Origin of the sequence: Streptomyces qinglanensis (assembly GCF_900111245.1) — a bacterium.
Classification (GTDB): domain Bacteria; phylum Actinomycetota; class Actinomycetes; order Streptomycetales; family Streptomycetaceae; genus Streptomyces; species Streptomyces qinglanensis.
The window spans coordinates 76,770-96,350 of the sequence record NZ_FOGO01000019.1 but is presented as its reverse complement, the minus strand read 5'-3'; the positions used below and the strand labels follow the sequence as shown (position 1 = coordinate 96,350).

The following is a 19,581-nucleotide window of genomic DNA, read 5'->3' as shown; positions in this document are numbered from 1 at the left end:
GCCGCTCAGCGGCGCGGGCCCGCAGGCCGGGGTGCACCCTCGGTCCACGCAGAGACCTGGCCCGGACACGCACTGTGTCCGGGTCATCAGACAGGCACAGTTCTCGGGGAAGAACCGGGGCATGTTGGGGCGTTATGCCCCACACAGGGAGGCGGAATGACAGAGACGACGAGCGGCCCGGCACGCGGCTCCCGCGCAAAGGGCGGCAAGGCGAAGAGCGGACTGCGTATCGAGCGCGTCCACACGACCCCCGGAGTGCACCCGTACGACGAGGTGAACTGGGAGCGCCGCGACGTCGTCATGACCAACTGGCGCGACGGCTCGATCAACTTCGAGCAGCGTGGCGTCGAATTCCCCGACTTCTGGTCGGTGAATGCGGTCAACATTGTTACGAGCAAGTACTTCCGCGGCGCGGTGGGGACCCCTCAGCGGGAGAGCAGCCTCAAGCAGCTCATCGACCGCGTGGTGAAGACCTATCGGGCGGCCGGTGAGGAGCACGGGTACTTCGACTCCCCCGCGGACGCGGAGATCTTCGAGCACGAGCTCGCCTATGCCGTGCTGCACCAGATCTTCGCGTTCAACTCCCCGGTGTGGTTCAACGTCGGGACGAAGCAACCCCAGCAGGTCAGCGCCTGCTTCATCCTGTCCGTCGACGACTCCATGGAGTCGATCCTCGACTGGTACAAGGAAGAGGGCATGATCTTCAAGGGCGGTTCCGGAGCCGGCCTGAACCTCTCCCGTATCCGCTCCTCCAAGGAACTCCTCTCCTCCGGCGGCAACGCCTCGGGGCCCGTCTCCTTCATGCGCGGTGCCGACGCCTCCGCCGGGACGATCAAGTCGGGCGGTGCGACCCGCCGCGCCGCCAAGATGGTCGTCCTCGACGTCGACCACCCGGATGTCGAGGCGTTCATCGACACCAAGGTCAAGGAGGAGGAGAAGATCCGCGCCCTGCGCGACGCGGGCTTCGACATGGACCTGGGCGGCGACGACATCGCCTCCGTCCAATACCAGAACGCCAACAACTCGGTCCGGGTCAACGACGAGTTCATGAAGGCCGTCGAGTCCGGTTCCAACTTCGCGCTGCGGGCCCGGATGACCGGTGAGGTCGTCGAGGAGGTGGACGCGAAGAAGCTCTTCCACAAGATGGCCGAGGCCGCCCACGTCTGTGCCGACCCCGGTATCCAGTACGACGACACGATCAACCGCTGGCACACCTCGCCGGAGACGGGCCGGATCACCGCCTCCAACCCGTGCAGCGAGTACATGCACCTGGACAACTCCTCGTGCAACCTGGCCTCGCTCAACCTCATGAAGTTCCTTCGCGACGACGACCAGGGCAACCAGTCCTTCGACGCGGAGCGCTTCGCGAAGGTGACCGAGCTGGTCATCACGGCGATGGACATCTCCATCTGCTTCGCCGACTTCCCCACCGAGAAGATCGGCGAGACCACCCGTGCCTTCCGCCAGCTGGGCATCGGCTACGCCAACCTCGGTGCGCTGCTGATGGCCACCGGACACGCCTACGACAGCGACGGCGGCCGCGCACTGGCCGGTTCCATCACCTCCCTGATGACCGGCACCTCGTACAAGCGCTCGGCCGAGCTCGCCGCGGTGGTCGGCCCCTACGAGGGGTACGCCCGCAACGCCGAGGCGCACCGGGGCGTCATGAAGCAGCACAGCGACGCCAACGACGCAGCTCCGCGCACGGACGACCTGGACAGCCCGGTGTGGGCCGCGGCCACCGAGGCGTGGCAGGACGTGCAGCGGCTCGGGAAGAAGAACGGCTTCCGCAATGCGCAGGCATCGGTACTGGCCCCCACCGGCACCATCGGCCTCATGATGGACTGCGACACCACCGGCGTCGAGCCCGATCTGGCCCTGGTCAAGTTCAAGAAGCTCGTCGGTGGCGGCTCGATGCAGATCGTGAACAACACGGTCCCCAAGGCCCTCAAGCGCCTCGGCTACCAGCCCGAGCAGGTCGAGGCGATCGTCGAGCACATCGCCGAGCACGGCAACGTCGTGGACGCGCCCGGCCTCAAGCCGGAGCACTACGAGGTCTTCGACTGCGCCATGGGCGAGCGGTCCATCTCCCCGATGGGGCACGTCCGGATGATGGCCGCGGCGCAGCCGTTCCTGTCCGGTGCCATCTCCAAGACGGTCAACATGCCCGCGAGCAGCACCGTCGAGGACGTCGAGGAGATCTACCTCCAGGGGTGGAAGCTCGGTACCAAGGCGCTCGCCGTCTACGTCGAGAACAGCAAGGTCGGCCAGCCGCTGTCGGCGAAGGCCAAGGAGGAGAAGAAGGCGGAGGCACCCGAGCCGGAGAAGGTCGTCGAGTACCGCCCGGTCCGCCGCCGGCTGCCCAAGGGCCGCCCCGGCATCACCACCTCCTTCACGGTGGGCGGCGCCGAGGGCTACATGACGGCCAACTCCTACCCGGACGACGGTCTCGGTGAGGTCTTCCTCAAGATGTCCAAGCAGGGTTCCACCCTGGCGGGCATGATGGACGCCTTCTCCATCGCCGTCTCCGTCGGCCTGCAGTACGGGGTCCCGCTGGAGACCTACGTCTCGAAGTTCACCAACATGCGCTTCGAACCGGCCGGTATGACCGACGACACCGATGTGCGGATGGCCCAGTCGATCGTCGACTACATCTTCCGCCGTCTGGCGCTGGACTTCCTCCCCTTCGAGACCCGCTCCGCCCTGGGTATCCACTCGGCTGCCGAGCGCCAGCGCCACCTGGAGACGGGTTCCTACGAGGCGACCGAGGACGAGTTCGACGCGGACGCCCTGGCCCAGTCGGCCCCCAAGGCCGAGCACGCGGCGTCCGCCGAGGAGGCCAAGGACAGCAAGGACGAGCAGCGCACGGCCACCGAGCCGGAGGCCGCCGCCCCGGCGCCGCGCGAGGCACACAACTCCACGGAGCTGATGGAGATGCAGCTCGGCCTCAATGCCGACGCCCCGCTGTGCTTCTCCTGCGGCACCAAGATGCGCCGCGCGGGTAGCTGCTACCTGTGCGAGGGCTGCGGCTCGACCAGCGGTTGCAGCTGACAGCGAGCGGGTCCGCTTTCGGAGGATCCTGCGGGATCCGCTGCTGAGAGCGTCGATCCGGATGTGAGAGAGGGAGCCGGCCCCGGGCCGGCTCCCTCTCCGCTGTCCCGGCTTCTGCCGTAACGGCGCGCGGATGCCACTGCCCCGTGCCGCCGCCCCGTCGCTGTCGCGTGCCGTCGACAGGCCGCCGGGGCGCGTGCACGCATCGGGAGGACGTGCACGCATCAGGAGGAGGGGCGTACGGCTGCCGGGCGCCGCACCCCTCGTGCCCCACGGTGGCGAACCCGCCGGCCGGGACCCTTCCGTTCCGCCAGGGCGCCGCGGGCCGGATGCCCCAGGGAGCGTCGTCGCACGTCAGTGCGGTGCATATGTGCGCGCTAGACCGGTCCGAGGGTTCACCGGGATGGCCGTACGATAGCGCGGTGCTGGTCAAGTGGATGCGCTGCACGGTCGTCGACCGCCCGGGATTCGCGCGGGCACAGCGGAAATGGGCGGGGCTGCTCGGCGAACCCGGCTTCCGGGGGCAGGGCGGCGGATGGAGCCGGTCCCGGGACGGAGTCGTGCACCTCTTCGGTTTCTGGGAGAGCCGGGCTTTCTACGATTCCTTCATGGCGCGCTCGCACGACCGACTGCATGCCTCCCAGCTCGGCACCTACACAGAGATGCAGGTCAGGCTCTTCGACTACCGTTTCGACGTGAAGACCGGCTTCCGCCCGGTCTTCACCGACGCGGATCTGCTGCGAGTGGCCCACTGCCGGGTGCGACCCGACCGGATCGAGCACTACATGCTCATGCAGGAGAAGGTGTGGAACCCGGCGATGGCAGGTTCGCCGGGCATGCTGCGCGGTGTCTTCGCGCAGGCGAACACGGAGGACGAGTTCCTGGTCCTGTCGATGTGGAACTCCGCCGCCGAATACGGAAAGTATCGAGTGGAGCGTGTGGAGCGGCTGGCTCTGCGCGCCCGGACCGGGGCCGACCTCGCCCGCGTCACCGGCGACGTCATCGACCTGGAGCCGTCGTGGACCGTCTGACCTAGGGTGGAGCCCATGGCACGTCCTCGCCGAATCATCCTGCTCCGCCACGGAGAGTCGGAGGGAAACGCCGACGACAGCATCTACGAACGTGTACCCGATCACGCACTGCCACTGACCGAGCGCGGTCGGCGGCAGGCGGAGGAGGCGGGCAGGCGGCTCCGCGAGATCTTCGGCGAGGAGTGTGTCTCCGCCTTCGTGTCCCCCTACCGCCGCACGCGGGAGACGCTCGCCGCGCTCGGGATCGGTCCGGCCCAGCTCCGGGTGCGCGAGGAGCCCAGACTGCGCGAGCAGGACTGGGGGAACTGGCAGGACCGGGACGACGTCCGCCAGCAGAAGAAGTACCGCGACGCCTACGGGCACTTCTTCTACCGCTTCGCCCAGGGCGAGTCCGGCGCCGACGTCTACGACCGGGCCGGAGCCTTCCTGGAGAGCCTGTGGCGCAGCTTCGAAGCGCCTGACAACCCGCCGAACGTCCTGCTGGTCACGCACGGCCTCACGATGCGGTTGTTCTGCATGCGCTGGTTCCACTGGACGGTGGAGGAGTTCGAATGCCTCTCCAATCCGCGCAACGGCGAGACCCGTGCCCTCCTCCTCGGCCCCGAAGGCCGCTATCACCTCGACCGGCCCTTCGAGCGCTGGCAGGACCCCCGGCCCTACGGAAGCCGCCGCTAACATCGTCGGGACATGAGTGCACTCCGATCCGACCCATCCGACCCCAACCGCGCCGAGCGGCTCTCCCGCGCCCTTGCCGCCCTGCGCGGCCTGGCCGTGGGCGACGCACTGGGCTCCCAGTTCTTCGTGCCCGCCAACCTCTCCTACCTGCGTCGCCGGGAACTGCCCCCCGGGAACTGGCAGTGGACCGACGACACGGAGATGGCCGCCTCCGTGGTCGCCGTGCTCGCGGCGCACGGCCGCACCGACCAGGACGCGCTGGCCGCCTCCTTCGCCCGGCGCCACGACTTCGACCGTGGCTACGGCCCCGCGGTGAACCGGATGCTGCGCCTCATCCGCCAGGAGAACGGGGACTGGAGGGAGTTGGCGGCCTCCCTCTTCGACGGCCAGGGCTCCTGGGGGAACGGCGGCGCCATGCGGGTCGCGCCCCTGGGCGCCTGGTTCTCCGATGACCCGGAGCGGGCGGCCGACGAAGCCGTACGCTCAGCCGAGGTCACCCACCGGCACCCCGAGGCCGTCGCGGGTACCCGAGCGGTCGCCGCGGCGGCCGCCCTCGTCGCCGGTGCGGAGCTCGGCCTTCCCGCCGCGCCGGGAGGCGCCCGCGGTACGGACTTCGGTGCGGCACCCACGGCGGCCCCGGTCAGCGGCGAGCCCGCACCGACGCCGCTGACCGCCGAGCGTCTGCTGGCCCGGGTCCAGGAGCTCGTTCCCCGCAGCGCCGTGCAGGCGGGGCTGCGCCGCGCCGTCGATCTGCTCGACTACGCCGACGTGGGCACGGTCGCGGCGGTTCTCGGCTGTGGTCGGCGCACCAGCACGCAGGACACGGTCCCCTTCGCGCTCTGGGCCGCTGCCCGGAACCTGGGGGACTTCCGGGCAGCGCTCTGGGCGACCGCGAGCGCCGGTGGCGATGTGGACACCACGTGCGCGATCGTCGGCGGGATCGTGGCGGCCGCCGGTCCTGGCGCGGCTCCTCCCCGGGAGTGGCACGAGCGTACCGAGCAGTTCCCCTCCTGGCTGCTGGAGGCGGTGCGCTGATCCCGGCTGCCCGCTGCGGCGGGCCGGATGCCCACCCGGACCGGAAGCCGCGAGGCTCCGCTCCTGGTTTCGTGGACTCTCCGTCACCGGTTCACCGCCATCCGCGATCACCGGCGCCGGTTTCCGGACTCTTTCCGGGTTCGGGGCCAACTTTGTCGGACTCCCCTGAACTCACGGCCCCCGCAGCGGATACGCTGGTTATTGCCATGCCGTACGAGTCTCCAACCCATCGCGTCGAGCGTTCGCTCCGCGCCACCACCGGCGCCAAAATCGTCGCCGGAGTGGACGAGGTCGGCCGTGGAGCCTGGGCGGGACCCGTCACGGTCTGCGCCGCGATCACGGGTCTGCGCCGCCCTCCCGCCGGTCTCACCGATTCCAAACTCGTCCCCGAGCCCCGCCGCAGCGAGCTCGCCGAAGAACTCGTCAGTTGGGTCAGCGCCTATTCGCTCGGTCACTCCACCCCGGAGGAGATCGACGCGCAGGGCATGACGGCTGCCCTTCGGCTCGCCGCCGTCCGAGCCCTGGACGGCCTGCCCGAACGCCCCGACGCTGTGATCCTCGACGGCAAGCACGACTACCTCGGAGCGCCGTGGCGGGTGCGGACCGTGATCAAGGGCGACCAGTCGTGCGTCGCTGTCGCGGCCGCTTCGGTCATCGCCAAGGTGCGCCGCGACGCCCTCATGGCCGGACTCGCCCCGGAGCACGCCGAGTTCGCATTCGAGGACAATGCCGGGTATCCCTCACCCGTCCACCGGGCCGCATTGGAAAACAGTGGTCCCACCCCCTACCACCGGCTGTCGTGGGCCTATATGGATGCCCTGACCCGCTGGAAACACCTCAAGCGCAACCGGAGCGAGCCCACAGAACAGATCGGCCTCTTCTGACCCGGCACAACACGACTGGCGCGTCACGAAGTACTGGATCTCCCTCGCGGGAACAACCGCGTAACCGGTACCCGCTGATACGCCTGTTTCCGTCATTTGATAGACAACACCTCATGCCTCTCACTCCCGAGGAGCCACAGATTTACGAGAGCGTCCCGGGCCCCCGCGCCTCAGCGGGAGCATCCCGAACTCCGCAGGCATCCCGCACCGCAGCCCCGGTTCCCGGCCCCCGGCCGGCGCCGCGCCCCGCGCCGCCGCGCACCGACAGCAAGGGCCCCAACACACCGGGCCGCCCCGGCGGCCCCCAACCGGGCGGCAAGCCGCCCACCCCGACCAAGTCCCCCGCCCCGGCGGCCACGGCCCGGATCCATCTGGTCGCGGCCACCGACGCGACGGCGGTCGAGGTCGCCGACGAGACGGTCGACAAGCTTCTCGACGACGGCAGGGTGCCCGGCGAGATCCTGCTGCTGACCACCGGCGGTCAGCATCCGTGGGCGGAGCACGAGCTCTCCTTCGGTGAGGAGTCCTACTGGCGCCAACTGGCCGACGCGGAGGACGTCTTCTGCGCCCACGCCTCCGCTGTCGCCCGTACCGCCCAGCGCGCCATCGTGCTCCTCGCTGTCAACGGCGGCACCGACTCCGAGGCGACCGCGGCGCTGCCCGCCGCCCTGGAGAAGGCAACCGAACAGCTCATCGTCTGCGGTGATCCCGAGCGCGTACGCGCACTGTTGTGACTTCTGTCCTCGCCACGGCGCCGCCCGGCCCGAGGGGCAGCCGCGGCGAGTGTGCAGCCTGCCCGGTGCCGCTGGGGCCGGCCGGTGCCCGGAGCGACCGGCCCCGCGCCCGAACTGCTGCTCCGCACCGCCTCGGGCCGACGGAGCGTGTGGCGGGCCGTCGGCCGGGTCGGCCCACCCCGTTCCGTCCGGTCGGTCCGTCCGGTCAGTTCTGGGTGGCGAGGACCAGCGGCAGCACTTCCTCGGCACCCGCCTGGCGGAGCATCCGCGCGGCCACCGCGATCGTCCACCCCGTGGCCGTGTAGTCGTCCACCAGCAGGACCGGCCCCTCCAGGGCAGCGAGGGACTCCGCCAGCTCCGGGGGCAGCGTCAGCGCCTCGTGGACGGCGCGCAGCCGCTGGGCGCCGTTGGTGCGCGCGCCGTTCAGCATCCCGAACTCGTCCGTGCAGGCGATCGCACCGAGCAGCGGAATCCGGCCGATGTCCGCGATCCGTTCCGCGAAGGACCGCACCAACTGCGGGCGGGTCCGGGAATCGACCGCCACGATGCCGGCCGGCCGCTCCGCTCTCTCCCTGTCACCTCCTGAGGACCAGCCGTCAGGCCCCTTGGCCCAGACCGAGAGGACTGTCACCGCGCCACGCAGCACATCCTCCGGGACCGGGCCGTCGCTTCCCTGTTCGGCCAGCAGGGGCCGCAGCCGGTTTCCCCAGCCGATGTCCGAGAGACGTCCCAGGGCCCTGCCGGGTGACGCCTGCTGCTGCTGGGGGATCCGCCCCTTGAGATCCAGGCCGGCAGCCTGCATTCCGGTGGGCCACATCTTCCGCGGCTCGATCCGCACTCCGGGCCTGTTCAGTTCGCCTCGAGCAGCTACCACGAGCGATTCGTCGACGTCCGGGCTGAATCTGCTGCCGGCGCAGTTGTCGCACCGTCCGCATGGTGCCGCCGACTCGTCGTCGAGCTCCCGCCGCAGATACTCCATCCTGCAGTCGGTCGTCTCGGTGTAGTGACGCATCGCCCGCTGTTCGGCCTGCCGCTGCCGCTCGACCCACTCGTAGCGCTCGGCCTCGTAGCGCCAGGGCCGGCCTGTGGCGACCCAGCCTCCCTTGACCCGCTGCACCGCGCCGTCCACATCGAGCACCTTCAGCATCACCTCCAAGCGGGAGCGACGCAGCTCCACCCGGGGCTCCAGAGCAGGCAGCGACATCGGAGCCTCGGAGGCCGCCAGAACATCCAGGGTCCGCCGCACCTGCTCCTCCGGAGGGAAGGCCAGCGAGGCGAAGTAGCGCCAGATCGCTTCGTCCTCCTGGCCGGGGAGCAGCAGCACCTCCGCATGCTCGACACCGCGGCCCGCACGGCCGACCTGCTGGTAGTAGGCGATGGGAGAGGACGGCGAGCCCAGGTGGACCACGAAGCCCAGATCCGGCTTGTCGAAGCCCATGCCCAGAGCTGATGTCGCCACCAGCGCCTTGACCCGGTTGGCGAGGAGATCGGCCTCGGCCGCTTCGCGGTCGGCGTTCTCCTGGCGGCCCGTATAGGAGGCCACCTCGTGTCCGCACTGGCGGAGGAAGGCCGTCACCTCCTCGGCGGCCGCCACGGTGAGGGTGTAGATGATGCCCGACCCCGGCAGGGACTTCAGGTGCTGCCCCAGCCAGGCCAGACGGTGCGGGGCGTCGGGCAGCCGCAGGACACCGAGGCTCAGGCTCTCCCTGTCCAGGGAGCCGCGCAGCACCAATGCGGGGGACGCGCCCGGGTCCGTGCCGTCGTCCGCCGCCCTGCCGGTACCGAGTTGCTCGGCGACGTCGGCCGTGACCCGCGCATTGGCCGTGGCGGTCGTCGCCAGCACCGGGACGCCCGCAGGCAGCTCGGCGAGTATGGTCCGCAGTCGCCGGTAGTCCGGACGGAAATCGTGGCCCCAGTCGGAGATGCAGTGCGCCTCGTCCACGACGAGCAGACCGGTGGACGCGGTGAGGCTGGGCAGCACATGATCGCGAAAATCCGGATTGTTGAGGCGCTCCGGGCTGACCAGCAGCACGTCGACCCGTCCGTCGGCGATCTCGGACTCGATGGTCCGCCACTCCTCCGGGTTCGCGGAATTGATCGTCCGGGCCTGGATCCCGGCCCGGGAGGCTGCCTCCACCTGGTTGCGCATCAGTGCCAGCAGCGGCGAGACGATCACCGTCGGACCTGCGCCTTGCCTGCGCAGCAGCGCGGTCGCGACGAAGTAGACCGCCGACTTCCCCCAGCCGGTGCGCTGCACGACCAGCGCTCTCCTCCGCTCCGCGACCAGTGCCTCGATGGCCCGCCACTGGTCCGTGCGCAGCCGGGCCGTCCCCTCGCGGTCGCCGACGAGATCGGCGAGCACCGCGTCGGCGGCCTGCCGCAGCTTCGTATCACTCATGCGTCCATGCAACCCGATGCCGCGGACATGTGTGGAATCCGGTCTGTGGAAAACCCGCCACCGATATGACAACCATGTGAGTCGTCTCGGCTGTGGACAACCGGCGGCCGGAATTCCCGCAGCGACGGCACCGTCGAGGCATGACACAGCACGACCGCGAATCCCGCGGCAGCGAACCCACCGCTCCCTCGCAGCGGACCCCCCTCTCCGCACAACCGAGCGTTTCTCTGCGGAGTCCCGCCGAACTCGCCGAAGCGCTTCCCTACCTGCTCGGCTTCTATCCGGACGACTCCCTCGTCGTCGTCGCCCTCCACGGCGAGCGGGGGCGGTTCGGCGGGCGTCTGAGGGTCGGCCTCCCCGACGCCGACAGCGGCTGGGCCGCCTTCGCCGCGCAACTCGCCGAATGTCTCGACTCCAGCTCACGGGCCCGGGACGCCCGTCCTGACGGAGCCCTGCTGTTCCTGTGCCGGGAACCGGGCACAGAGCGCACCGGCAGGGAGGTCATGGAACGGCTGCGCCCTCTCGTGCAGCATCTGCGGCGGGCCTGCGGTGATCTCGAGATGCCCGTGTACGAGGCGTTGTGCCTCTCGGAAGGGAGGTATTTCTCCTACTGCTGCCCCGACTCGGGCTGCTGCCCGCCCGAGGGCGTCGCCATCGAGCGCTCCGGTACCTCGCCCATGGCTGCCGCCGCCGCGTACGCCGGAATGCCCATGCACGGCTCACTCCGCGACATGGAGAAGCGACTGGCGGCGCTGGGACCGCCGTTCGCGGAGGAGCAGATCCGTGTCCTGGAGGGCGCCGATGCCGAACTCACCGGGCGGATGCTCTTCGAGGAGGGACGTCAGCAGGTGCGCGCCGAGACCCTGGCGCTCCTGGGACGGCTGCTGGAGCGCTTCCAGCGGCGGTTGCCCGATACGGCGACGCAGATCTCCGCCCAGGACGCGCAGGACGACGGACTGCTCGGCCACGACGAGTGCGCCTCGGTGATCCTCGCCATCCAGGACCGGGAGACCCGTGACCAGGTTGCCGCGTGGACGGACGGTGCGGACTCCGCCCATGCGCTGCGACTCTGGCGAGCGCTTGCCCGGCGCTGCGCGGGGCCCTACTCGGGACACGGGGTGCCGCTGATCGCGCTGGCCGGCTGGGTCGCCTGGAAGTCGGGAGACGTCCCGACCGCCCGCGTGGCTCTGGGACTGGCCCTGCGGACCGACCCCGACTACCTCTTCGCCCAGCTGCTTCACCACGCCTGCAACGAGGGGCTCGATCCCGAGCTGGTACGGCGCTGTCTCAGGAACGGAGGAGAGACGGAACTCGGGGACGACGAGGACGGGCCGCCCGACGGAGAGGCGGAGGACGCCACCTGCTGAGCGGCGGTTCCGTTCGACCCCGCGAAAGGCGAAGGAGGTGCGGGTGCTGCCTCGGAACGGACTGTTTATCGTCAAGGAGACGACTATGATCGCGCCATGCCCTACGACCCGTCGGCCTTCCCGCCCTTTGCTGTCACCGTCGACCTTGTGGTGCTCACCGTCCGCAAGGACGCGTTGTACGCGCTTGTCGTGCGCCGCGGGGAGCCTCCGTACCAGGGCAGGTGGGCGCTGCCGGGTGGGTTCGTGCGGGACGACGAGGACTTGGAGTCGGCTGCGGGGCGGGAACTCACCGAGGAGACGGGCCTGCGCTCGCAGGCGCTCGAGGACCAGGACGCGGGCGCACACCTCGAGCAGCTCGCCACCTACGGCGCGCCGCAGCGGGATCCGAGGATGCGGGTGGTCAGTGTCGCGTACCTCGTCCTCGCGCCGGACCTTCCCTCGCCCATCGCGGGCGGAGACGCGCGCAGTGCCCGGTGGGCGGCGACGGACGCCCTTCTCGAAGCGGCGGACGGGGCCGACCGGGAAGCGGAGGAGCAGCACGTACCGCTCGCGTTCGACCATGGCGAGATCCTGCGGGACGGAGTGGAGAGAGCCCGATCCAAGATCGAGTACTCCTCGCTCGCCACCGCCTTCTGTCCGGCCGAGTTCACGGTGGGGGAGCTGCGACGGGTCTACGAAGCCGTCTGGGGTGTGGCGCTCGACCCCCGGAACTTCCATCGCAAGGTGACGGGCACCCCGGGGTTCCTGGTGCCGACCGGTGGGACGACGACCCGGCAAGGAGGGCGACCGGCCCAGCTGTTCCGCGCCGGAGGGGCGACGCTGCTCAACCCGCCGATGCTGCGACCGGAAGTCTGAGACCGAACGGTACGCCGGGTCCGTACGGACCGTACGGACCGTACGGACCGTACGGACCGTACTTCCGGTCGGGAGTGCGCCGAGCGGCTACCCGGAAAGTAGGAAATGTCGCGTTATCGTGCAGAGGTGCGTCTGCCACGCGTTCTGCGGGAGAAGCGATGATTCAGGCCATCGGACTCACCAGCACGGTCCGGCGCAAGCGTCCGCCGCAAGTCGACGACCTCACCTTCGAGGCGCGCCCCGGTGAGGTCACTGTGCTGCTGGGCCCGGCCGGTTCGGGCAAGAGCGAAGCGCTGCGGCTGTTGCTCCAGCTCGTTCCAGGACGGGGCGTGGGCCTCTTCCGCGGGCGGCCGGTGCAGCGGATCCCGCACCCTGCCCGGGAGATCGGTGTCCTGCTCGGTGATGTCCCCGCTCACCCGGCCCGCACCGCTCGGGGGCAGCTCCGGATGCTCACCGCGGTGGCCGGAGTACCGCTCGACAGAGCTGACGAAGTACTGGACCTGGTCGGACTGAGTGGGCTGGCCGATCAGCGGCTCGGCGACTTCTCGCTCGGTATGGACCGCAGGCTCGGGATGGCGGCGGCGCTGCTGGGCGACCCGCACACCCTCGTACTGGACGAGCCGACGCGGGGGCTTTCGCCACGGGAAGCCACCTGGCTGACCGGGCTGCTGCGCGGATATGTGCGGCAGGGCGGACTGGTGCTGGCCACCTCCCGCGACCCCAGACAGACCGCGCGGACGGCGGATCGGGTGGTGTCCCTGGACCGGGGCCGACTCGTGGCGGACCAGACCGCGGCGGACTTCTCACGGACCCGGCTCCGCCCCCGGGTGGCGGTCAGGACACCGCACGCGGAGCGGTTCGCCGCAGTGCTGTCCCAAGAGGCACGCAGTGGGGAGCGGGCGGGCGCCGGGCGCGGAGCGATGGAGGTGGTGTGCGAGGGCGGCAGCCGGGTTTCGGTCTACGGGAGCGACTGCGCGGCCGTGGGGGAGTCCGCCTACCGGCACGGCATCCTCGTGCACCTGCTCGCCGAAGAGGTCGGGGACGTGGGAGACCGCTCCGGACCAGGACCACTGCACAGGGCGGACGGACGAGCTGCGCAGCCGGAAGCGGAAAGTGCGGGGGCTGCAGCCACGGGAGCGGAGAAGCCAGCGGACGGGGCAGACGCGGAGACCTGCCGCGGGGATCACGGGGGTCGGGCGGAATCCGAAGAGGCCGCGGCGCACGACGAGGAGGAAGGTGCCGGTTCTGCGGGGCATGCCTCCGTTCCCGCGCCCGGCAGCTACAAGCCGGGCGGTCCCGCGGTGGGGAGGGACGGGGCGGACGCGGAAGGCGAGTCGCCGGCCGGTCCGCGCGCGGGTGCCGGGTCCGGAACGCAGTCCGCCGGGAGGCGGGAGGCGGAGGCGGGAGAAGACGCCGCCGAAGTCGGTCCGGCCGTGCCGGGACGGAACGCGGGGGAGCGGGCACCGGCGGCCGAGGACACCGCGGTCCAGGAAGGAGCTCTGGTTCCGGCGGGACACGACGACGCGGAGGCCGTCGCGGGTACCGCCGGTGAGCGGAGCCGGCGGGTACACCGGGGTTCCGGGCCTTCCCGCGGAGGTCCCGCGCAGTCCGGCACGGACCAGGCACCGGCCCCCTCCCCGGACTCCACCTCGGCACCCGCCCCGGCCCCGGAGGAGCGGCAGGTACCGGCGGCCGACGAGTCAGCCCGGACGGAGCCGCGCGCTCCCGCACAAGGGGCCGAGCCCGCGGCGCCGGGGGAGCGGAACCCTGCCGCAGCAGTCCAGGACCAGGGGCCGAGAACGGCCGCGAGCCTGCTCTCGGCGTCGGACGGTGCGGACCGGGGCTCGGGTACCGCCGCGGGGCCGAAGGCCGGGAAGACGTCAGCGACCGGGGCCGGACTGCGTTCCCCCGGAAACGGTCCCTCGGGCCCCTCGGGGCGCTCCGCATCGGCCGGCTCCGCGCATGCGGCCCCCGCCGGCGGGAGGGTGCTCCCGCTGTCGGCTGTCGTGCGCAGGCCGGGTCCGGTGGCGCCGCTCCGGTACGAACTGATGCGGCTGTTCGGCGTACGCACGCCGTGGGTGCTGATCCTGGCGGCGCTGGTGTCGGGACTGGTCATCTCCGTGGTGACGGCGGGGACCGCCGGAATTCCGGCGGTCCCCGCGACGGGCACCGCGCCCGGGCTGAAGCTGCTGACGGGGTGGCCTCCGGGGTCGCCGTTCCTGGTGCCGCCGGCGGCCGTCGTCGCGGGACTGCTGGGAGCGTTGGCGTTCGGCCAGGAGTTCCGCTACCCGGCGCTGGTTCCGGCGCATGTCCCGGTGCCGCGCAGGCTCGGCCTGCTGGTGGCCAAGCTCGGGGTGACGGCCGGTACGGCGGTTGCTCTGTGCCTGGCGACCGTACTGTGCAATGCGGTGGCACTGAGCCTGCTCTACGGCCCGGACAGACTGGCCGCCGCTTTTCCCGCTCACGCATTCGACATCGCGGACCTCGCCGGCCTCTCCGTTCCGGGCGGCTCCGGGGTCGGGGAGCAGGCCCCCTCGGTGGGGGTCCAGACTCTGGCTCTGCTCGCACTCTGCGTCGGTTGCGCCTGGGCGGGGCTGCTGGCTGCCGGGGTCTTCCGGTCGACTGTGCTGGGCGTGGCTGCTGTTGCGGCCGTGCCGACACTGGTGGCGCCGCTGGTCTGGAGCGCCGCAGCCGGTCCCGGGGGCGCGTCGTTCGAGGGGCTTTCGGACCGGCTGCGTTCGACGATGCTCCTTCCCTGGCCGTCGGCGGCTGAGCAGTCGGGTGCCGTGGCCATGGGAGTGGTGGCGCAACCGGTCGGTCGAGCCCTCGCGTTGTCCGTCACGGTGCTGTTCTGCCTGTACGCCCTCACCTCCCTGCGCGGTCGGCCGCGGCAGCGGTAGCCCCGGGGGGCGACGGCCGTGCGCGGAGCCGGGGTTGGGGCGCTCAGGGCCGGAAAGCGCGCCGATCCGGCAGGCGTTCGTTCGTCAAGAGGGCCAATCCGGCACCGAGGGCCCGTGGATGGCTCTGACCACCAGTGATGTGGTCCGTTCTTTCCGATAAGGCGTCAATTGCATGGCAGTCAACGATCACCCTTTCGTGTGCTTTTCACCAAAGCCCTCAAGACCGCGCTGGCCTAGGCCGACACAAGTGGTCGTGACTACCCTTGCGCACTCCATGATGACCGCGGCTCGCCCCGTCGACACCGGCCTCGCAGGACCGGGCGAGCTGGACCGCTACGCATACGCCGAGTCGACGGGAACGGCGCGTACGACAACCAACGCCTCTGCGTGGGAGGGTTCCGAGGCAGACATGAACCGAGTGGGCCGACGTGCGTCCGGTAGCCGAGGCAGGGGCCTGCACGGCCAACTCGTCCAGCAGCTCGGCCAGATGATCGTCTCGGGGGACCTGGGCGCGGACCGCCCGCTCGTCCCCGAGGAGATCGGCCAGCGGTTCGAGGTCTCGCGTACGGTCGTGCGCGAATCGCTGCGCGTCCTCGAGGCCAAGGGCCTGGTGAGCGCGCGCCCCAACGTCGGCACCCGGGTCCGGCCCGTCAGCGACTGGAACCTGCTCGACCCCGACATCATCGAGTGGCGGGCCTTCGGCCCCCAGCGCGAGGGCCAGCGGCGCGAGCTGTGCGAGCTGCGCTGGGCCATCGAGCCCCTCGCTGCCCGGCTCGCAGCCGGAGAGAGCCACGACGACGTCCATCAGCGCCTCGGCGACATGGTGGAGATCATGGGGCACGCGCACACGCAGGGCGACACCCTCACCTTCTCCCGCGCCGACGCGGAGTTCCACGGGCTCATCCTGCAGGCGGCAGGCAACCGGATGCTGGAGCACCTCTCCGGCATCGTCTCCTCCGCGTTGCAGGTGTCGGGCGGTCCGACCGCCTGCTGTGACCACCCGACCGAGGACACCGTCACCCACCACCGCCGGGTCGTCGACGCGCTCGTCTCGGGTGAAGCGGCTGTCGCCGAGTCCGCCATGCGCCAGGTCCTGGGCGGGAACGCCGAATCCGTGGCCGCCGCGCAGCCCGCGCAGGGTGCGCCCGCTCAAGCCGCTTCCGGCCAGTCCGCGCAGCCGGCGCAGGCCGCACAGCCGGGAACCCATGGGGTGCCCGCCGGGGCGGGGCAGCCGGGTCAGCCTGGCGGTGCCGGTGCCCCCGGCGGGGCGGACCATGTGGTGCCCGCCCCGCGCGAGCACTGACCGGTGCGGGCGCGCTCGGGGCCGACCACCCGGTGTCGAGCCCCCAAGCGCCCGCCCGGTGCTCCGCACCGTGGTGCGCCCTTCACCCCGTCGACGCCACCCGGCCCGGAGCAGTCTGCCCGGTCGGCGGGGCTGCTCCGACGCGCGGGCGAGACCGCCGGTCGCCGTCCACTGTCCCCACGTCTCCGGCCGGGTCGCACCTCCCTCGGCGGGCAGCTCGTTTCCTGGGCCCCGTGCCATCGGCCCCGCGACCCCGACGCGGTCCCCCCGGGTCAGGCACGTCGGTGTCTCTCGTCGGCTCCGGCTCGTCGCGGCCTGCGGCTCCGGAGCCGTACGGCGTCCTCGTTCGTGCAGTGGTCCCGGTTCCTGCCAGGAACATCCCGTTGTGCCGAACGCCGGGCCCGGCCAACTGCGCGCGGGGTCGGGGTGGTGGCTTCCGTGCAGGTCCGTCCGGGTGCCGATCCGGACCTGGTGCCGGAGCTTCGTGCCGATCCGTTCGGGGCGTCCCGACCGGCTCCCGTCCGCAGCCCGGCTCGGCCGCTCGTCGGTCCGCACGACCGTGTGCCGAGGTCCGGCGGGGCGCGTGCACGAGGGAGCCCGTCGTGCCGTAGGCCGACGGGCCGCGGCACGACGCCAGTCCCTTCGCGGATGCGCAACGGGCCTGCACGCACCGGCGGCCGCAGTGCGTCCCGCCCGTCCCAGGCTGCTCCCGCCAGACCCCGTCGTTCCGTTCCGGTCCGTTCCGGCCGACCCGGTACGGCTCGGTCGGACGGCTCCGGCTGCCGGAAGCACGGATCGCGGATCCACCGGAAACCGGCAAGGTGTCCTGCCCGAGAAGGCCGGCCGTGGAGCGCGGGCGCTGCTCTCGCGTCCATCGGCCCCTCGGACGCCTGCGGGACGCGCTGCGGGACGGTGCTCCGGCGGTACTGCCGGGAGGTGCCGTCCGGGCTCGCTTCCGGGGCGCGGCGCCGAGCGCCGGAACGGCCGATGCCGGGTGACGCTGCCGGACCGGACGTCCGCACCCCCGTGCGGAGATCTGGAGTGGATCACGTGTCGGATTCATGAGGTCTCCGTGTGCGCGGTCCTGTCCGTCCGGGCCCGTTCGGGGAGTCGTTCCCTGTCCGTCAGTGCCCGTTCGAGCTCGTCCGCTGCCCGTCCGCGGCCCGGTTCCGGGCCCGGGGGCGCAGTCGCACGGTCCCGTACGGGACACGGCAGTGCGTCGGGGTAACCTTTTCATCCAGATGTTCACACGTATGAGGTGTATGCGGTGTGACTCGGGCCACGTGAATTGGGCGTAACGCTTCCCGTTCCCCTGCGATGACTCAAGAGGTGACAGCGGAGGAGGGAATACGGGCGCTCCGTCCGGGGCTCTTGTTCGTGCCCGATATTTCTCCACTGCTCCGCCCGCGCCGTCGGTTCATCTCCGCCGGCGGCCCGCCGTTTCCATCGTTCCGAGAGGTTGTTCGTGTCGGCCAGCACATCCCGTACTCTCCCCGCGGAGATCGCCGAATCCGAGTCCGTGATGGCGCTCATCGAGCGAGGGAAGGCTGAGGGGCAGATCGCCGGCGACGACGTGCGCCGGGCCTTCGAGGCTGACCAGATTCCGCCAACCCAGTGGAAGAACGTTCTGCGCAGCCTCAACCAGATCCTCGACGAGGAGGGTGTGACGCTGATGGTGAGTGCAGCCGAGGCGCCCAAGCGCACCCGCAAGAGCGTCGCAGCGAAGACCCAGCCCAAGCGCACCGCCACCAAGACGGTCGCTGCCAAGCCCGCACCGGCCAAGAAGGCCGCTCCGGCGAGTGCGGCTCCGGTTGCCCCGGCTGCTGCCTCGGCTCCTGTCGCGGCTGCCGCCCCGGAACAGGGTGCCGCCGGGGAGGACGTCGCGCCGAAGCCTGCGAAGAAGGCTGCCGCCAAGAAGACCGCGGCGAAGAAGACCGCAGCCAAGAAGGCGGCCGCGCCCAAGAAGACCGCGGCCAAGAAGTCCGACGTCGTCGACGAACTCCTGGAGGGCGACGAGGAGCTGGTGGAGGACATCGCTCCCAAGCCCGCCGGCAAGCCGGGCCCTGAGGACGGTCCTGCCGCGGAGATCAAGAACGAGAACGAGGGCTTCGTCATCTCCGACGATGACGAGGACGACGCGCCGGCCCAGCAGGTCGCCGCCGCGGGCGCCACGGCCGACCCGGTCAAGGACTACCTCAAGCAGATCGGCAAGGTGCCGCTCCTCAACGCGGAGCAGGAGGTCGAACTCGCCAAGCGGATCGAGGCCGGTCTCTTCGCGGAGGACAAGCTGGCCGTCGAGGAGAAGCTGGCCCCCAAGCTCCAGCGGGAGCTGGAGATCATCGCCGAGGACGGGCGCCGCGCCAAGAACCACCTGCTGGAGGCCAACCTCCGTCTGGTGGTCTCGCTGGCCAAGCGCTACACGGGCCGCGGGATGCTGTTCCTGGACCTGATCCAGGAGGGCAACCTGGGTCTGATCCGTGCGGTCGAGAAGTTCGACTACACCAAGGGCTACAAGTTCTCGACGTACGCGACGTGGTGGATCCGCCAGGCCATCACCCGCGCCATGGCCGATCAGGCCCGCACCATCCGGATCCCGGTGCACATGGTCGAGGTCATCAACAAGCTCGCCCGTGTGCAGCGCCAGATGCTCCAGGACCTGGGCCGCGAGCCCACCCCGGAGGAGCTGGCCAAGGAGCTGGACATGACGCCCGAGAAGGTCGTCGAGGTCCAGAAGTACGGCCGGGAGCCGATCTCGCTGCACACTCCGCTGGGCGAGGACGGGGACAGCGAGTTCGGCGATCTGATCGAGGACTCCGAGGCGGTCGTCCCGGCGGACGCGGTCAGCTTCACGCTCCTGCAGGAGCAGCTGCACTCTGTGCTCGACACGCTCAGCGAGCGCGAGGCGGGCGTCGTCTCGATGCGTTTCGGTCTGACCGACGGCCAGCCCAAGACGCTCGACGAGATCGGCAAGGTCTACGGCGTCACGCGGGAGCGTATCCGGCAGATCGAGTCGAAGACCATGTCCAAGCTGCGACACCCCTCCAGGTCCCAGGTCCTGCGCGACTACCTGGACTGACGGACTGCTGGACCGGCGGACGGCTGCGGACCGACGGCGCAGCCGCCGACCGGGGCGTCCACGGGCGGTCCGCATCGCGGGAACCACCCGTTGCCGCAAGCACGGAATCACGGAATCACAGAAGCACGGAGATCCGGTCGCGGCGGTAGGACCGGATACGGCGGAACACGAGGCCGGTGAACCCGAATCAGGGGTTCACCGGCCTCAGTGCTGCCGGGCTCCATCCGTGAGCTCCCCCCCCCCGTCCCGCCAGGCGGTGTCCGCCGCGCCGG

Annotated in this window: 12 protein-coding genes; 11 read left to right on the top strand and 1 reads right to left on the bottom strand. The window is 70.9% G+C overall.

Going from position 1 to position 19,581, the window contains the following annotated elements:
* Positions 1 to 156: 156 nt before the first annotated feature.
* From BMX65_RS29260 to BMX65_RS33110, 6 genes are all read left to right on the top strand, one after another.
* Complete coding sequence (locus BMX65_RS29260) at positions 157 to 3,051, top strand: vitamin B12-dependent ribonucleotide reductase (protein ID WP_075003372.1); 2,895 nt, start codon at positions 157 to 159, stop codon at positions 3,049 to 3,051.
* 422 nt (positions 3,052 to 3,473) lie between these two features.
* Positions 3,474 to 4,082 (top strand): YdbC family protein, encoded by a 609-nt coding sequence (locus tag BMX65_RS29255; protein ID WP_075003371.1) that lies wholly within the window; start codon positions 3,474 to 3,476, stop codon positions 4,080 to 4,082.
* A 15-nt stretch (positions 4,083 to 4,097) separates the two neighbouring features.
* Positions 4,098 to 4,757 carry a histidine phosphatase family protein gene (locus tag BMX65_RS29250; RefSeq protein ID WP_075003370.1) on the top strand — a complete coding sequence of 220 codons (660 nt, stop codon included), beginning with the start codon at positions 4,098 to 4,100 and terminating at the stop codon, positions 4,755 to 4,757.
* Positions 4,758 to 4,769: 12 nt separating this feature from the next.
* On the top strand, positions 4,770 to 5,792 hold the full coding sequence (locus tag BMX65_RS29245; RefSeq protein ID WP_075003369.1) for an ADP-ribosylglycohydrolase family protein: 1,023 nt from the start codon (positions 4,770 to 4,772) through the stop codon (positions 5,790 to 5,792).
* Between the two features lie 206 nt (positions 5,793 to 5,998).
* Positions 5,999 to 6,676, top strand: coding sequence for a ribonuclease HII (locus BMX65_RS29240; protein WP_075003368.1), 678 nt, complete (start codon positions 5,999 to 6,001; stop codon positions 6,674 to 6,676).
* A 113-nt stretch (positions 6,677 to 6,789) separates the two neighbouring features.
* Positions 6,790 to 7,410: a hypothetical protein gene (locus BMX65_RS33110; protein WP_075003367.1), complete on the top strand. Its 621-nt coding sequence runs from the start codon at positions 6,790 to 6,792 to the stop codon at positions 7,408 to 7,410.
* A gap of 205 nt (positions 7,411 to 7,615) precedes the next feature.
* Here BMX65_RS33110 and BMX65_RS29230 read toward each other — a convergent pair whose 3' ends face one another.
* Complete coding sequence (locus BMX65_RS29230; protein ID WP_075003366.1) at positions 7,616 to 9,808, bottom strand: RecQ family ATP-dependent DNA helicase; 2,193 nt, start codon at positions 9,806 to 9,808, stop codon at positions 7,616 to 7,618.
* A 140-nt stretch (positions 9,809 to 9,948) separates the two neighbouring features.
* Between BMX65_RS29230 and BMX65_RS29225 the strand changes: the two genes are divergently transcribed.
* The 5 genes from BMX65_RS29225 (at position 9,949) to BMX65_RS29205 (ending at position 19,309) form a co-directional block, all read left to right on the top strand.
* Positions 9,949 to 11,175: a DUF4192 domain-containing protein gene (locus BMX65_RS29225; RefSeq protein WP_075003365.1), complete on the top strand. Its 1,227-nt coding sequence runs from the start codon at positions 9,949 to 9,951 to the stop codon at positions 11,173 to 11,175.
* A 96-nt stretch (positions 11,176 to 11,271) separates the two neighbouring features.
* Positions 11,272 to 12,030, top strand: a complete 759-nt coding sequence (locus BMX65_RS29220) for an NUDIX hydrolase (RefSeq protein WP_075003364.1) — start codon at positions 11,272 to 11,274, stop codon at positions 12,028 to 12,030.
* Positions 12,031 to 12,188: 158 nt separating this feature from the next.
* Positions 12,189 to 14,930 carry an ATP-binding cassette domain-containing protein gene (locus BMX65_RS29215; protein WP_075003363.1) on the top strand — a complete coding sequence of 914 codons (2,742 nt, stop codon included), beginning with the start codon at positions 12,189 to 12,191 and terminating at the stop codon, positions 14,928 to 14,930.
* A 274-nt stretch (positions 14,931 to 15,204) separates the two neighbouring features.
* Positions 15,205 to 16,233 (top strand): FadR/GntR family transcriptional regulator, encoded by a 1,029-nt coding sequence (locus BMX65_RS29210; RefSeq protein WP_239501966.1) that lies wholly within the window; start codon positions 15,205 to 15,207, stop codon positions 16,231 to 16,233.
* A 1,465-nt stretch (positions 16,234 to 17,698) separates the two neighbouring features.
* The gene (locus BMX65_RS29205; protein ID WP_075003362.1) at positions 17,699 to 19,309 is read left to right on the top strand and encodes an RNA polymerase sigma factor; all 1,611 of its coding nucleotides are present in this window, start codon (positions 17,699 to 17,701) and stop codon (positions 19,307 to 19,309) included.
* The last annotated feature ends 272 nt before the right edge of the window (positions 19,310 to 19,581 follow it).